The organism is Streptomyces yamdrokensis, assembly GCF_053890455.1.
Genome location: NZ_CM132679.1, coordinates 4,382,696 through 4,397,386, shown reverse-complemented (window position 1 = coordinate 4,397,386; position 14,691 = coordinate 4,382,696). Strand labels below are relative to the sequence as shown.

At 70.8% G+C, this 14,691-nt stretch carries 14 protein-coding genes and 2 pseudogenes; 8 read left to right on the top strand and 8 right to left on the bottom strand.

Annotated elements, in window-relative coordinates:
• The first annotated feature begins 61 nt into the window (after positions 1-61).
• Positions 62-1,837 carry an arginine--tRNA ligase gene (argS, locus tag ACWZEH_RS19570; RefSeq protein WP_456192457.1) on the top strand — a complete coding sequence of 592 codons (1,776 nt, stop codon included), beginning with the start codon at positions 62-64 and terminating at the stop codon, positions 1,835-1,837.
• Between the two features lie 91 nt (positions 1,838-1,928).
• Here argS and ACWZEH_RS19565 read toward each other — a convergent pair whose 3' ends face one another.
• Positions 1,929-2,390 (bottom strand): peptidoglycan-binding domain-containing protein, encoded by a 462-nt coding sequence (locus ACWZEH_RS19565; protein WP_456192456.1) that lies wholly within the window; start codon positions 2,388-2,390, stop codon positions 1,929-1,931.
• Between the two features lie 280 nt (positions 2,391-2,670).
• On the opposite strand from ACWZEH_RS19565, the gene ACWZEH_RS19560 reads away from it, so the two are divergent.
• Both ACWZEH_RS19560 and ACWZEH_RS19555 read left to right on the top strand, forming a co-directional pair.
• A complete protein-coding gene (locus ACWZEH_RS19560) occupies positions 2,671-3,501 on the top strand; it encodes a peptidoglycan-binding protein (RefSeq protein ID WP_456192455.1) in 831 nt (276 codons plus the stop codon).
• Complete coding sequence (locus ACWZEH_RS19555; protein WP_456192454.1) at positions 3,498-4,388, top strand: helix-turn-helix domain-containing protein; 891 nt, start codon at positions 3,498-3,500, stop codon at positions 4,386-4,388. Before ACWZEH_RS19560 ends, ACWZEH_RS19555 begins: the two co-directional genes overlap by 4 nt.
• Before the next feature lie 24 nt (positions 4,389-4,412).
• On the opposite strand, the gene ACWZEH_RS19550 is transcribed toward ACWZEH_RS19555, so the two are convergent.
• Complete coding sequence (locus ACWZEH_RS19550; protein ID WP_456192453.1) at positions 4,413-5,552, bottom strand: glutathione-independent formaldehyde dehydrogenase; 1,140 nt, start codon at positions 5,550-5,552, stop codon at positions 4,413-4,415.
• Positions 5,553-5,740: 188 nt separating this feature from the next.
• Here ACWZEH_RS19550 and ACWZEH_RS19545 point away from each other — a divergent pair, with 188 nt between their 5' ends.
• A complete protein-coding gene (locus tag ACWZEH_RS19545; protein ID WP_168487486.1) occupies positions 5,741-5,932 on the top strand; it encodes a hypothetical protein in 192 nt (63 codons plus the stop codon).
• 67 nt (positions 5,933-5,999) lie between these two features.
• On the opposite strand, the gene hemB is transcribed toward ACWZEH_RS19545, so the two are convergent.
• Complete coding sequence (hemB, locus tag ACWZEH_RS19540) at positions 6,000-6,992, bottom strand: porphobilinogen synthase (protein ID WP_456192452.1); 993 nt, start codon at positions 6,990-6,992, stop codon at positions 6,000-6,002.
• Positions 6,993-7,105: 113 nt separating this feature from the next.
• Positions 7,106-7,630 (bottom strand): lamin tail domain-containing protein, encoded by a 525-nt coding sequence (locus tag ACWZEH_RS19535; protein WP_456192451.1) that lies wholly within the window; start codon positions 7,628-7,630, stop codon positions 7,106-7,108.
• Positions 7,631-8,286: 656 nt separating this feature from the next.
• Here ACWZEH_RS19535 and helR point away from each other — a divergent pair.
• Entirely contained in the window at positions 8,287-10,473 is a 2,187-nt protein-coding gene (gene helR, locus ACWZEH_RS19530; protein WP_456192450.1) for an RNA polymerase recycling motor ATPase HelR, read from the top strand.
• Between the two features lie 22 nt (positions 10,474-10,495).
• On the opposite strand, the gene ACWZEH_RS19525 is transcribed toward helR, so the two are convergent.
• The gene (locus tag ACWZEH_RS19525) at positions 10,496-11,398 is read right to left on the bottom strand and encodes a helix-turn-helix domain-containing protein (protein WP_456192449.1); all 903 of its coding nucleotides are present in this window, start codon (positions 11,396-11,398) and stop codon (positions 10,496-10,498) included.
• Between the two features lie 462 nt (positions 11,399-11,860).
• Here ACWZEH_RS19525 and ACWZEH_RS19520 point away from each other — a divergent pair.
• Positions 11,861-12,061 (top strand): annotated as a pseudogene (locus ACWZEH_RS19520) (SMI1/KNR4 family protein); the annotation flags it as partial.
• A gap of 27 nt (positions 12,062-12,088) precedes the next feature.
• On the opposite strand, the gene ACWZEH_RS19515 reads toward ACWZEH_RS19520, so the two are convergent.
• The gene (locus ACWZEH_RS19515) at positions 12,089-12,517 is read right to left on the bottom strand and encodes an ATP-binding protein (protein ID WP_456192448.1); all 429 of its coding nucleotides are present in this window, start codon (positions 12,515-12,517) and stop codon (positions 12,089-12,091) included.
• A gap of 160 nt (positions 12,518-12,677) precedes the next feature.
• A complete protein-coding gene (locus ACWZEH_RS19510; protein WP_456192447.1) occupies positions 12,678-12,962 on the bottom strand; it encodes a hypothetical protein in 285 nt (94 codons plus the stop codon).
• Between the two features lie 147 nt (positions 12,963-13,109).
• Between ACWZEH_RS19510 and ACWZEH_RS19505 the strand changes: the two are divergent.
• Positions 13,110-13,936 (top strand): annotated as a pseudogene (locus ACWZEH_RS19505) (helix-turn-helix domain-containing protein).
• On the top strand, positions 13,933-14,139 hold the full coding sequence (locus ACWZEH_RS19500; protein WP_456192446.1) for a DUF397 domain-containing protein: 207 nt from the start codon (positions 13,933-13,935) through the stop codon (positions 14,137-14,139). Before ACWZEH_RS19505 ends, ACWZEH_RS19500 begins: the two are co-directional and overlap by 4 nt.
• A gap of 57 nt (positions 14,140-14,196) precedes the next feature.
• Here ACWZEH_RS19500 and ACWZEH_RS19495 read toward each other — a convergent pair whose 3' ends face one another.
• Entirely contained in the window at positions 14,197-14,514 is a 318-nt protein-coding gene (locus ACWZEH_RS19495; protein ID WP_456192445.1) for a hypothetical protein, read from the bottom strand.
• Positions 14,515-14,691 lie beyond the last annotated feature (177 nt).

The following is a 14,691-nucleotide window of genomic DNA, read 5'->3' as shown; positions in this document are numbered from 1 at the left end:
CCGCGTGGGATACTCGGTTTCCGTAGTACTCCCACAACCCGAGCAGAACGGCAGCCACTCCATGGCCTCGGTCACGTCCCTCAGCGACTCCGTCCAGCAGCATCTCGCGTCCGCGCTCTCGGCCACCCGGCCCGAGGCCGCCGGCGCGGACCCGCTGCTGCGCCGAAGCGACCGGGCGGACTACCAGGCCAACGGCATCCTGGCGCTGGCCAAGAAGGCGAAGGCGAACCCGCGGGAGCTGGCCGCCGAGGTCGTCGCGCACGTCGTCACCGGTGACGAGCTGATCAAGGACGTCGAGGTCTCCGGACCCGGCTTCCTCAACATCACGATCGCGGACCGGGCGATCACCGCGAACCTCGCCGCGCGGTACGCGGACCCCGAGCGCCTCGGCGTGCCGGTGGCCGCGGACCCCGGCACCACGGTGATCGACTACGCCCAGCCGAACGTGGCGAAGGAGATGCACGTCGGCCACCTGCGGTCCGCCGTGATCGGTGACTCCGTCGTCCAGCTCCTGGAGTTCACCGGGGAGAACGTGGTGCGCCGCCACCACATCGGCGACTGGGGAACCCAGTTCGGCATGCTCATCCAGTACCTGGACGAGCACCCGCACGAGTTGGACCACAAGGACGCCGAGAACCTCCGGGCGTCCGGTGAGGAGGCGATGTCCAACCTGGACCGCCTCTACAAGACCGCGCGGAAGCTGTTCGACTCCGACGAGGAGTTCAAGACGCGCTCCCGGCGCCGGGTGGTCGACCTCCAGGCGGGCGATCCGCGGACGCTCGCCATCTGGCAGAAGTTCGTCGACGAGTCGAAGATCTACTTCTTCTCCGTCTTCGACAAGCTGGACATGGAGATCCAGGACGCGGACATCGTCGGCGAGTCCGGTTACAACGACATGCTCGCCGAGACCTGCCGCCTGCTGGAGGAGTCGGGCGTCGCCGTCCGCTCCGAGGGCGCGCTGTGCGTGTTCTTCGAGGACGTCCTGGGCCCGGACGGCAAGCAGGTCCCGCTGATCGTGCAGAAGTCGGACGGCGGCTACGGCTACGCCGCGACCGACCTGTCGGCGATCCGCGACCGTGTCTTCCACCTGAAGGCCGACACCCTGCTGTACGTGGTGGACGCCCGGCAGGCGCTGCACTTCAGGATGGTCTTCGAGACCGCGCGCCGGGCCGGCTGGCTCGGCGACGAAGTGAAGGCGCTCCAGCTGGCGTTCGGCACGGTCCTCGGCAAGGACGGCAAGCCGTTCAAGACCCGTGAGGGCGAGACGGTGAAGCTGGTCGACCTGCTGGACGAGGCGATCGACCGCGCCTCGGCGGTGGTCCGGGAGAAGGCCCAGGACCTGTCCGAGGAGGAGATCGCCGAGCGGGGCACCCAGGTGGGTGTCGGCGCGGTGAAGTACGCGGACCTGTCGACGTCGGCGAACCGGGACTACAAGTTCGACCTCGACCAGATGGTCTCGCTGAACGGCGACACGTCGGTGTACCTCCAGTACGCCTACGCCCGTATCCAGTCGATCCTGCGCAAGGCCCCCGAAGGCGTACGTCCGTCCGCGCACCCGGAGTCGGCGCTGCACGAGGCCGAGCGGGCGCTGGGCCTGCACGTGGACGCGTTCGCGGAGACGGTGGCGGACGCGGCCCGCGAGTACGCCCCGCACAAGCTGGCCGCGTACCTGTACCAACTGGCGTCCCTGTACACGTCGTTCTACGACAAGTGCCCGGTGCTGAAGGCCGAGTCGCCCCACCAGGTGGCCAACCGCCTGTTCCTGTGCGACATCACGGCCCGCACGCTGCACCGGGGCATGGCCCTGCTGGGCATCCGGACGCCCGAGCGGCTCTGAGCGCCGCCGACCGCACGATCGCGCGCACGAGACCGCGGCCCGTCCTCTCCCCCGATGGGAGGACGGGCCGCGGCAGTCGGCGCCGTGGTGCTTAGTACGTGTTGACGCACCAGTTGGCGAAGGTCTTGAACGCCGCCTGGGTTCCAGAGCCGGCGATTCCGTCGATCGCGCCGGTGTAGCCCCAGCCGTTGTTCTTCAGGAAGCGTTGCAGCGCCGAGATCGTGCCGCTGCCGACGATCCCGTCGATCGCCCCGGTGTAGCCGTGGTTCGCCTTGAGGTGGCGCTGGAAGGCCTTCCAGCTGTTGGTGCCGAGCTGCCCGTCGACCGAGTCGGTGTAGCTCCAGTGCGCCCGCAGCCAGCGCTGGACGCCCTTGGCCTGGGTGGAGTTCAGACCGAGGTTGACCACCGCGAGCGGAGCGACCGCCTCGGCACTCGCCACGGCCTTGGTGTCCTGCGCCGGTGCCGCGAAGCTGGTGCCCGCGGTGGCCAGGCCACCGGCGGCGATCCCCACGGCCGTGGTGACGCTGACGAGCGCCTTCGTCATGGCTCGCATTCGTTTCCCCCTTCGAATGGGCGGCGCCGACCGGAGCGGCCGGCTCGACAACGAGACTGCCGGGCCGGTGCCGGGCCCGGCCATGGTTGCCTCAGAAGTGACGACGGCACGGGACGCTCCCTCCCGCGGCCTGCGGGGATGCGCTCAGCCGGGAAGGTGTCGCGGGACGGGCGGTGGCCGAATCGATGCGGGTGCGGGAACCGCGTCTCCGGGCACACCGTTGATGCTGTTGCACAATGCGACGGGGGACCTGAACCGAGCACACGCGTGTGGGGGGAACATGTCGCGCTGGAAGGCCCTGCCCACTGAACTCGACCCGAGCGTACGCAACTTGGTAGTGCGATTACGGTGGCTGAAGGACCACGGCGGGCTGAGTCTGCGACAGCTCGCGGCGAAGACCGGATACAGCGCTTCGTCGTGGGAGCGCTACCTCGGCGGCAGATCGCTGCCGCCGAGAGAGGCCGTGGAGGCACTCGCCTCGATCAACGGCGAGGAGCCGGCCCGGCTGCTCGCCGCGTGGGAGGTCGCCGCGGAGGCCTGGAGCGAACGCACGGCGACGGTGCCTCCGGCTTCGACCGCGGACACGGCTACGGCTACGGCTACGGCGGCGGAACCGATCAGGACCGTACCCGCGGAACCCGTCGGACCGGTCGCCGGCACCACGGCTGAGCCGGCGCGCGGGAGGGCCTTCCAGGTCGCGGTCGCCGCAGGTGTGACGGCCGTCCTGCTGGCCGCGTCGGCGTCGGCGGTCCTGGTCGGCCGGATGGGCTCGGACAGCGGCGCCGCGACGTCGCCCACGTCGTCGACCGCACCGGTGTCGATGTCGTCGCCGTCGGCCGCGCCCGCGTACACCTGCCGGGTGGAGCGGACCGACGGCCTCTGGTACGCGGGGCAGAGCGACACGAGGGACGAGCTCCTGGCGAACGGCTACGCCGGACCGGAGGTGGCCGAGGCGCAGTGCCTGCTGGAACACGCGGGTTACGCACCGGGAGACATCGACGGCATCTACGGCCCGTTGACCGAGCGCGCCGTCAAACGCCTGCAACGGGACGCCGATCTGGTCGTGGACGGCATCGTCGGCCCGCACACCTGGGGAGCCTTACGAGGATGAGGTCACCGGAGCGCGCCCGGCTGACCGCCGCTCTGCGGGGCCTCAAGGAACGCGCGGGCCTGAGCCTGACCGGGCTGGAGGAACGTACGCCGTTCAGCAAGTCCTCCTGGGGCCGCTATCTCAAGGGCGAGACGCTGCCGCCCCGGGAGGCCGTGCGGGAGCTGTGCCGGCTGGCGGGGGAGCCGGCCGCGCGCTGCCTGGCCCTGTGGGAGCTCGCGGAGTCGGAGAGCAGCGGCCGGGCGGTCCAGACCCGTGCCGCGGCGCCGGCCGCACCACCGGGACCCGGCCCGGCACCGCCCGCACCCCCGGCGCCCGTTCCGGCCGCCCCGCCGCGCCCGGCGGACGGACCGGAGCCCCGCAGAAGTCCCTGGCACATCGCGTCCGTCATGGCGGCCGTGCTGGCGGTGGCCGCCGGAGGCGTGACCGCCACCGTCCTCCTCCTGCCGTCGGACCGGGCACCCGACGAAGCCCGGGCACCGCTCACGGCCGGAACAGGAACCGGCACGGGAACCGCGCCCGGGACCGCCCCTCCCCCGCCCCGCTGCCAGGGGGCCGCCTGTGAGGGCAGGGACCCGGTGAACATGCTCTGCGGCTTCCCCCCGGACACCCTCCTCGAGCACCGCACCGCCTCCGGCGCCCACCTGCAGGTGCGGTACAGCTCCGAGTGCGGGACGAGCTGGGGCCGTATCTGGGGGACCCGGGTGGGCGACCGCATCGAGCTGACCGCGGCCGGCCCGACCCGCTCCGCCGAGATCACGGACGCCCTGGACGCGAAGGCGTACGTCTACACGCCCATGACGAGAACCCGCCCGGGCACCGTCGTACGAGCCTGCTTCCGCACCGCGGCGAACCCGGAACGGGAGTGCTTCGAGGCCACGGTCGACTGATCGCGAGTCCGAAGGCCCGAAGGGTCAGGGGTGCAGCACGACCTTCGTGTAGCCCTCGATCCGCTTGTCGAACTTGTCGTAGGCCGACGGCGCCTGGTCGATGCCCAGTTCGTGGGAGACGACGAAGCTGGGCTTCGCCCTGCCCTCGATGATCATGTCGCGCAGTTGCCGGTTGTAGCGTTTCACGTTGCACTGGCCGGTCCCCACCCGCAGGCCCTTCTCGAAGAGCTTGCCGATCGCGACGAGGAGCATGCCCTGCTTGGCCTGCTCGTCCGGTGCTCCCGGGTCGGCCGGGACGTAGAGTCCGGGCACGCCGAGCGCTCCGGTCGGCCTGACCGTGCCGACGAGCGAGTTGAGCACGGTCGCCGGTTCCTCGTGCGTCTCCCCCTGGGACGTCGCCGTCGCCTGGTAGCCGACGGCGTCCACGCCCTTGTCCGTGCCGACGCCCCCGGTCTGGTCCTTGATCTGCTCGACCGGGTCGCCCTCGGAGAAGTCGACCGGCACCGCGCCGATCTCCTCGGCCTTCTGCAGCCGCTCGGGTACCCGGTCCACGACGAACACCTTCTTCGCGCCGCGCAGCAGCGCCGAGTAGGCGGCCATCAGCCCGACCGGGCCCGCCCCGTACACCGCGACGCTCTCACCGGGACTGACCTGGGCGAGTTCACAGCCGTGGTAGCCGGTGGGAAAGATGTCGGCGAGCAGGATGAAATCGCTCTCGTACTCCTTTCCCTGAGGCAGTTTCAGGCAATTGAAGTCTGCGTAGGGAACGCGCAGGTATTCGGCCTGACCGCCCTGCCAGGGCCCCATGGAGACATAACCGTAGGCGCCGCCGGCGAAGCCGGGATTGACGGTCGTGCAGTATCCGGTGAACCCCGCGGCGCAGTTGGTGCAGAACCCGCAGGCGACGTTGAAGGGCATGACCACGCGGTCGCCCTCCTCGATCGCGGTGACGCCCTGGCCGACCTCCTCGACGATTCCCATGTTCTCGTGACCGAAGACGATGCCGGGCTCGGCACCGGTCCGGCCCTCGTACATGTGCAGGTCGGAGCCGCATATCGCGGTGGAGGTGATCCGTACGATCACGTCGTTCGGGTGCTGGATGCGGGGCTTCTCCACATCTTCGACCTCGACACTGAACGGCCCCTTGTAAACGACGGCTTTCATGATCGCGCCCTTCGTTCGACAATGCACGTCCGATCACGCGCTCGCCCCGATTCATTCGCGTGACCTATTCCTCATGGTTCTTCGGTCCGCACCATCAGGCAAGTCGGTAATCTCGCCATGAACGCAGTGCGGTGCGTTGTGGTGCAATGCTCCGTGCCGCATCGGCACATCATGAGGGTGAGCGAGAAGTGTCAGCACAACGACTGGGGACCCTGCTGGTCTCCGTTCCGGGCCTGTCCGGCACCACCTATCCGCCGGGGACGACCGTGACCGTCCGTGGCCGGGGCGCGACCGTCGACGCATTCGTCAACGGCGACTGGCTCCCTCTGTCCTGGTGGGAGTTCTCCGACGGCCTCCGCGAGGACATCGCCGACCGCTGACACCACCGGCCGGTCGCCCCCGCCCCGCCCGGCGGGGGCGGGGCGGGGCGCTGAAGCGTTGGCGGGGTCAGCGCAGGGTGCGGGCCACCTCGACCGCCCAGTAGGTGAGGATGTTCTGCGCGCCGGCCCGCTTGATACCGGTGAGCGACTCGAGGACGGCCCGGTCGCGGTCGATCCAGCCCTTCTCGGCGGCGGCCTCGATCATCGCGTACTCGCCGGAGATCTGGTACGCGGCGACGGGCACGTCCACGGCGTCGGCGACCCTGGCGAGGATGTCGAGGTAGGGGCCGGCCGGCTTGACCATCACCATGTCGGCGCCCTCGGCGAGGTCGAGGGCCAGCTCGCGCAGGGACTCACGGGCGTTGGCCGGGTCCTGCTGATACGTCTTGCGGTCGCCCTTGAGCGACGAGCCGACGGCCTCGCGGAAGGGACCGTAGAAGGCGGAGGCGTACTTCGCGGTGTAGGCGAGGATCGCGACGTCCTCGCGGCCGATCTGGTCGAGGGCGTCACGGATGACGCCGATCTGCCCGTCCATCATCCCGCTGGGCCCGACGACGTGGGCGCCCGCGTCGGCCTGGACCTGCGCCATCTCGGCGTACCGCTCGAGGGTGGCGTCGTTGTCGACGCGGCCCCGGTCGTCCAGGACTCCGCAGTGCCCGTGGTCCGTCGTCTCGTCGAGGCACAGGTCGGACATGACGAGCAGGTCGTCCCCGACCTCGGCCCGTACGTCCCGCAGGGCGACCTGGAGAATCCCGTCCGGATCGGTGCCGGGGGTGCCGAGGGCGTCCTTCTTGGACTCCTCGGGCACGCCGAACAGCATGATCCCGGAGATCCCGGCCGCCACGGCCTCAGCGGCCGCCTTCTTGAGGCTGTCGCGGGTGTGCTGCACCACACCCGGCATCGCCTCGATCGGCACCGGTTCACCGACCCCCTCGCGCACGAAGGCGGGCAGGATGAGGTCGGCGGGGTGCAGCCGGGTCTCGGCGACCATCCGGCGCATGGCGGGGGTGGTCCGCAGACGCCGGGGCCGGGTGCCGGGAAAAGATCCGTACGTCGTCATACCACCCACGCTACGCCCGCCGGCCGCCTGCCTTTACCGACGGCCGGTCGGCCCGGGGAACGCCGGAGGGCGTGTCACGGCCGGCCGCCGTGACACGCCCTCGGGACGGTGAATCAGCGCTGGCGGTGGCCGCGGTCGTTGCCACGCTCGTTACCGCGGTCATTGCCGCGGTCATTGCCGCGGAAACGACCCCAGCTCTCGGTGTCGACGACCGCGCCACGGCGGTTCGACAGGGTGGCCCGGTCGGAGCGGTTGTCCCAGATGTGCTCGCGGCGGTCCTGGTAGACGTCACGGCGGGTGTCACGGCCGAGTCCCGTGTGCACCTTGACCGTCGAGCGGCCGTTCAACCGCAGGTGGCGGAAGGTGTACCTGTCCCCCTCGCTGTTGCGCAGGGTCCAGCCCTTCAGGTCGACGCTCTGGCGGGACCGGTTGGTGATGTTCACCCACTCGCCGTTCAGCGAACGGTTGCTGCGGGTGTCCGGGCCGGGAGCGTTGTACTGGACGGCGCTGATGACGACCTGCCGACGGTCGGGGGCCCTGTCCTGGTCGGCGGACGCCGGCAGGGCGGCGGCCGCCACGACGGAACCGGTCACCAGGGCGACAGCGGTCAGACGGCGAGCTGCGGAAGAAGCAGACACGTGGTCCCCTTCGCGTTCGTGCGCCGGCCCACCCCGCGTACGGACGGGCGGCGCTCTCCGAGTGGTACGTCCCGGCTGGTGCCGAGGTCCCACACTCTGCCGCCGTAACGGTTTCTTTCGTAGGAAGTTCCCCCACTACGGACGTAATGCGGACATGTCCGCAACACTCGGTTGCCAGATGCACACATATCATTCGAATACGGAGTTCGAATCGATGCATCATGCATCGACCCCTGGCCCGTCCGGGTCCGTCGTGGTTCGGCCGAGGTCGCGCCCTGGTGCGCCACCACGCACGCCACCCTGGCGTTCGCCCGAAAGTGGGTAACAGGCCCGGCGGGGCACGGGGGCACGGGGGGCGGAGGCCTTCCCTTCACCGGGTTCCGGGCTGCGGCCCGGTGCCGAAGAACGCACCTCGTCCGGCGACGTCGAGTGAGCGCTGAAGGACGTGAGCACAGGAGGCACGCCCGGGGCGCCACGCCATGGCGAGGAGGGCTTGCCCGCCCACGGTGGCGACCGGGGCGGCGGCGAGGGCCGGCGAGGAAGCGCTGGGGGAATACGAAAAGGCAAGGAGGCGAACCCACTCCCTGCCACTCTCAACGTATAGCGCACCGGGGGGCTTGCGGCAAGGCCCCCGCCATGGCGCAGAATCGCTCCTCGTGAAGCCGACTAACCACCCGCCCATCAGCCCTGCCGGCGTGTTCGACCTCCCCGGGCGTCTTGCGGCCAAGGCCGACCCGAAGCTGATCGCCGGCGACGAGGCGCACTTCGCGGCCATCGCGGAGAGCCTCGAGGAGGCGATCGCCGAGCTGTCCGACCGCCGCGCCGCCACCCTCAGGGCGCCCGGCGGCGTCGGCCGGGAGGCGATGGACCGGGACCTGGAGGTGCACCGGCTGACCGCCCGCCTGCGCGCCCTGCGCCGCTTCGGTCTGGACCTGTGCCTGGGACACATCGTGAGCGCCGACGACCCCGAGCCGGTGTACATCGGACGGCTCGGCCTCACCGACAGCACGGGCCGCCGCCTGCTGCTCGACTGGCGCTCCCCCGCCGCCGAGCCGTTCTTCGCGGCGACGCACGCCGACCCGATGGGTCTTGCGAGCCGCCGCAGGTACCGCTGGACCGGCGGCCGGATCAGCGACTACTGGGACGAGGTGTTCACCGCCGACGGCCTCGAGGACCACGCCGCCGCGCTCGACGACCACTCCGCCTTCGTCGCCAGTCTGGGCGGCGACCGGTCGGACCGGATGCGGGACGTGCTCGGCACCATCCAGGCCGACCAGGACGCCATCATCCGCGCGGGCTCGCGCGGCGCCCTGGTCGTCGACGGCGGCCCGGGTACGGGCAAGACCGTCGTCGCCCTGCACCGCTCCGCGTACCTGCTCTACTCCGACCCCCGCCTCGGCCACCGTCGCGGCGGCGTGCTGTTCGTCGGCCCGCACCAGCCGTACCTGGCGTACGTCGCCGACGTCCTGCCCAGCCTCGGCGAGGAGGGCGTGCAGACCTGCACGCTGCGCGACCTCGTCCCCGAGGGGCCCGCGGCAGCCGTCGAGAGCGACCCGGAGGTGGCCCGCCTGAAGGCGTCCGCGGACATGGTGGGGGCGATCGAGACGGCCGTACGGTTCTACGAGGACCCGCCCGCCCAGGGCATGGCGGTGACCACCCCCTGGTCGACCGTCCCGCTGACCGCCGACGACTGGGCGGAGGCCTTCCAGGCCCCGGAGCCCGGCACCCCGCACAACGAGGCACGTGAGCACATCTGGGGCGAGCTGGTCACGATCCTCCGGGACAAGCACGGCGGCGATGCCCCGCCGGACCGCCTCTTCCAGCGGGCCCTGCGCGGCAACCACGAACTGGTCGCCGCCCTCAACAACGCCTGGCCGCTCCTCGAACCCACCGACGTCGTCTCCGACCTGTGGTCGGTCCCCGCGTACCTGCGCATGTGCGCCCCCTGGCTCGGCCCCGACGAGGTCGGGCGCCTGCGGCGCGAGGGTGAGGACGCCCAGGCCTGGACGGTGTCCGACCTGCCGCTCCTCGACGCGGCCCGGCAGCGGCTCGGCGACCCGAAGTCGTCCCTGCGCAAGCGCCGCCACGACGCCTCGATCGCCGCCCAGCGCGAGCGCATGGCCGGCGTCATCGACAACGTCATCGCCTCCGACGACGACGGCGAGGGTGCGGTGACCATGCTGCACGGTCAGGACCTGCGGGACAGCCTGATCGACGAGAGCGCCCTGCCCACCCCCGAACCGGACGCGCTCGCGGGCCCGTTCGCGCACGTCGTCGTGGACGAGGCCCAGGAACTCACCGACGCCCAGTGGCAGATGCTGCTCCAGCGCTGCCCGTCCCGGAGCTTCACCATCGTCGGGGACCGCGCCCAGGCCAGGCACGGCTTCACGGAGTCGTGGCAGGAACGGCTCCGGCGCATCGGCCTCGACCGGATCGACGTCGCCTCCCTGAACATCAACTACCGCACGCCGCAGGAGGTGATGACGGAAGCCGAGCCGGTCATCCGGGCCGCCCTCCCCGACGCCAACGTCCCGGCCTCCATCCGCGCGGGCGGCGTCCCCGTCGTCCACGGCCCCGTCTCCGACCTCGACTCGGTCCTCGACACCTGGCTCGCCGCCCACGAGGACGGCAACGGAATCGCCTGCGTCATCGGCGACCCCACGTTCCGAGGCACCTCCCGCATCCGCTCCCTGACCCCGGAACTCGCCAAGGGCCTCGAATTCGACCTGGTCGTCCTCGTGGACCCGGACAACTTCGGCAAGGGCATCGAGGGAGCGGTCGACCGCTACGTGGCGATGACCCGGGCGACCCAGCAACTGGTCGTCCTCACCTCTGCCTCGTAGGGCTGTACGGGGAGGCACACGTTCAGGCCGCGCATGCGCCCTCGCTCATTGCCATCGGACCGGACCGGCAATCGCGGCAGCGGCCAGGTTCCGGGGCGCGGAAGACTCGTCCGCAGCCGTCGCAGTCCTGGAAGGGGGGTGGGCGGTGAGCGCCGATCGTGCTCGACGCCGTGCCCGGCGTGGGTGTGGGGACAGCGGGAAGGGGCGGGGGCAGCAGTTCGCGGAGGCGGTAGGCGATCACCCCGGCCGGGTGTTTCATGACGGCGGGGAGGTCCGCGGTCAGCGTGCGGTGGACGGCGGCGGCGGTGGCGTCTCGTTCGAACCAGTCGACGACACCCGGGGCCAGTCTGTTCACGTCCCGGAGGGGCAGGGCAAGGCGTTCGTCGGTGCGGCGCAGACCCGCGAGGAGGTCGACCGCCTTCTCGTACAGCGGATCGTCACGGCGAGCCGCATCACGCGGCGGGTCCGCGGATGCGTGGGCGTCCGCGGGCTCGGTCGGGGTGACCGGGGTGACCGGGGTGACCGGTTCGGCAGTGGCTTGGTCGTCCTCCTGGGACGTTTCCCGTACGTCAGCACCGGTCGCGGCGTCGCGGGTGCGGGTACGGGGCACCGCCGTACGCCCTGCTACCCGGACGGGGGTGGGGACGGGTGACACCGCCGCCTGGGCGGGGAGCGGCGCGTGATGGGCGTACGTACGCGTCACCAGGCGGCCCTCCGCCGTGTGCTCGCGGGCCCGCTCCAGGTAGCCGTGCGCCTCCAGCTCCCGCAACGCGAAGGCGATCCGGTCCCGCCCCTCGGGGAAACGCTCGGCGAGACTGCGGATGTCGACCGAGGTGCCCTCGGGCACCGAGAAGATGTGGGTCGCCAGTCCGATCGCGGTCAGTGACAACTCTCGGTGCTGGGCGAGGTGGTTGCCCACGACCACGTACTGACCGGATTGGTACGTGCGTACGTGGGTGACACCAGAGGGCGTGGCACTTCGCCGAACACCCTGATTCGGGCGCGGGGCGGCATTAGGCTTCATCTCAGCCATGGGGAAGAGGCTCGCTTCCTTCATTGGTCAGGCCCTCGCCCTGGGAGTGATAGTCCCGGCGGGGGCCGACGTATGTGCGGGGTCGTGGGAGCGGCGAGTCACCTCGCCCTCGAGGCGAAACTGCCCGCCCGAACCACCGGCGCGCCAGCCACTTCGGCCGGTTTCACCCACCCGAGTGACCTACGCGAGGTTTGGTTTGGTTGGTTGGTTTTTTCCCTGGGTTCTTTGGGCTTTTACCGCCCGCAGCCCCGGCCCGCGAACCGCCGCAGCCTGCGTTTCCCGGCGCCGGTGGGCCGCCTGCCCGGCACGCCGACGCGAAGGCCGAACGTCAGTGCGGGCGGTTACGGTACGCCCGTGAACGAGATGCCCGGTGACGACCGCCGCCTGCCACCCGCCCTCGCCGACCTGGCCCGCGTCGAGGTCGACTACGCCGACGGCGACGGGATCGACTTGGAGCCCTACGACGCCTTCGACACGGCCGAGGAAACCACCGACTGGCTACGCCAATGGACCGGAAACCCCGTGGAGCTGGACCGTGTTGGAGCGCGTCCCTTCAGGCCCGCGCGGTGACGGGCCCCCGGGTCACCGGCCGAGGTCCAGTTCCGCCCACACGGTCTTGCACGGTACCGGACCTGTTCGTACGCCCCATCGGTCGGCCAGTTCCTCGACCAGGAGCAGGCCGTACCCGGACTCTGTGGGACCCGCCCCGGCGGATGCTCGTGCCTGCGTGGGCAGTCGATCGCCCCGGGGGTCGGTGACCTCGATACGAAGGGTGGCGGGCGCTGTGACGGTGAGGCCGAGCCGGAAGCCCCGGCCGGGGACACGGCCGTGCACGGCGGCGTTCGCGGCGAGTTCGGCGACGATCAGCCGGACCGGGTCCAGCGGCAGCCCCCAGGCGTCCAGTTGCCCGGCGGCGAGCAGGCGGGCGAGACGGGCGCCCCGGCGGGTGGCGGACAGCGGCACGGTGAACTGGTGCAGCGGGGCACGCGGTGCGACGGTTTCCTGATTCACATCACTCAGCGTGTTCAGTCACGGGCCTGCTGTGAAGGAGAGCGACCCGTGCCGCCGGCGGCTGTCCGTGGTGTGCCCGGTCCCGTCCGGGCTGCCCGGAGTGGCGGGGCGGCGGGCGGCGGGTGGCGGGAGGCGGCGGGTGGCGCGGGATCCTCGCCCTTCAGGGCGGCGGCAGAGGCAGGCAGGGCATCCGCGGGTGCCGCAGGTGCTGCCCGCCGTCGTGGACGCACAGGGTGAAGGTCTCCGGTTCCGGCCGTCCCGCCGCGTCGTGGACGTCGATGACCCGCTCGACGCCCTCCCACAGCCTGATCGGACCGCCCTCCCGCACCCGCCAGCCGCCGTCGCCGTCAGGGGCCAGTGTGGCTCGGGGGTGAGCGTCGTCATGGATGTCCCTTCTCTCTCCGCGATACGGCGTTTCCCGATTCGCGCCACTCAGTGTGCTCATACATGTGCACACTGCGAACACGGGCAGTTCGTACGGCCGGTCGCTGTACGCCGGGTGTCCGGTTTCTGTCCGGCCTGCCCGGGGTGACCGGGTGCGGGCGGCCGGAGTTGGTCCGGGGAAGGGTGCGCGCGACGGGAGGCGGCGGACATGAGCGAGTGGGCAGCAGGACCGGACGACGAAGAGGCCGGGGCCGTGATGCGTACGGTCACACGGCAGCTGTGGCGGGAGGCGGCCGGCCTCACGCAGGCGGAGTTCGGGGCGGCGATCAAGTACGGGGAGGAGATGGTCTCCTGTGTGGAGCGGGGGCGGCGGATTCCCCGGCCGGAGTACCTGGACGCGGCGGACGAGGTGCTGGGGGCGGGCGGGAAGATCGCCGCGCTCAAGCAGGACGTGGCGGAGGTCCGGTACCCGAAGAAGGTACGGGACTTGAAGAAGCTGGAGGCTGAGGCCGTCGAGCTGGGGGCCTACAACAACTCCGTCATTCACGGGTTGCTGCAGACGGAAGAGTACGTGCGCGCGTCGGTCGCCACCCGACGGCCTCCGTTCACGGAAGACGAGTTCGAGCAGCACGTGGCAGCACGCTTGGCCCGCCAGGACATCCTGACCAAGACTGCTCCGCTGCGCCTCTTCGACTTCGTCCAATGCGAGTCGACGCTCCGCCGTCCCATCGGTGGCAGGATGGTGATGCGAAGGCAGCTCGAACACTTGCTGGAAGTGGGGCAGTTGAGAAACGTCGACTTGCAAGTCCTGCCCCTGGACCGCGAGGACAACGGCGGACTGGCAGGTTCGTTCAGGTTGCTGCGGCTACGAGATGGCAGCACGGTAGGTCACAACGAAGTCCAGCTCGTCAGCCGTGTGATCACCGACCCCAGGGAAGTCCAAGTGCTGGACATCCGCTATGGGACCATCCGGGCGCAGGCTCTCACCCCCGGGAGTCGCTGGCCTTTATCGAGAAAGTGCTGGGAGAGAAATGATCCGCAAGCCCTCAAGGGAAGATGCCACGGCTCCCGAGTGGATAAAGAGCAGCTACAGCACGCCTGACGGTCCCGACTGCGTCGAGGTGGCGGCTGTCCCTGACCACCTCCTCGTCCGCGACTCCAAGAATCCGGACGGCCCCCGGCTCGCCCTCACCCCCACCGCCTGGGCGACCTTCCTGCCGTACGCGTCCGAGCGCTGACATAGCAACACACATGGCCCGCACCCGAATTAAAGGGGTGCTGGCCACGTCTGCGTGTCAGTCGGCGACCGGAGCCGCCTCCGCCGCAGGGCCCTCTCCCCGTGCCTGCTGCAAAGTCTCCGCGATCGCGGCGAACTCCTCCAGCGCGGGCAGGTTGTCCGCGTCGTCGAGGCCCGGGTCACGGAGCCGGGTGATGTCGAGGTCGGCCTTGTCGCGGGCGATCGGTTCCTCGTACGTGTACGCCTTGAAGCGTTTCCTCCCGACCCGCTTCGGAGGACGGCGTCCCGCGGAGTGGCGTAACGGATCCTGGCTGGGAAGTGCGCCGTTTCCGTGCCCTCGCCCGTGCCCTCGCGTGCATCGACTGCCGGTGAACACTCCCTGGGAACGGGGCGAGCCACCGTGCGACTGTCCTTGGCAGTGCCTGGTCTGTGATCCCTGAGCCCAATCGTCCTTGAGGCTGCGCGCAGGGACACAACCGCCGCTCGGAACGAAGCAGTTGAGCCCGCAGCCCCAGGCGTCGGCGCGCGCCCGCGGGGCATGGTGGGGCGGCCT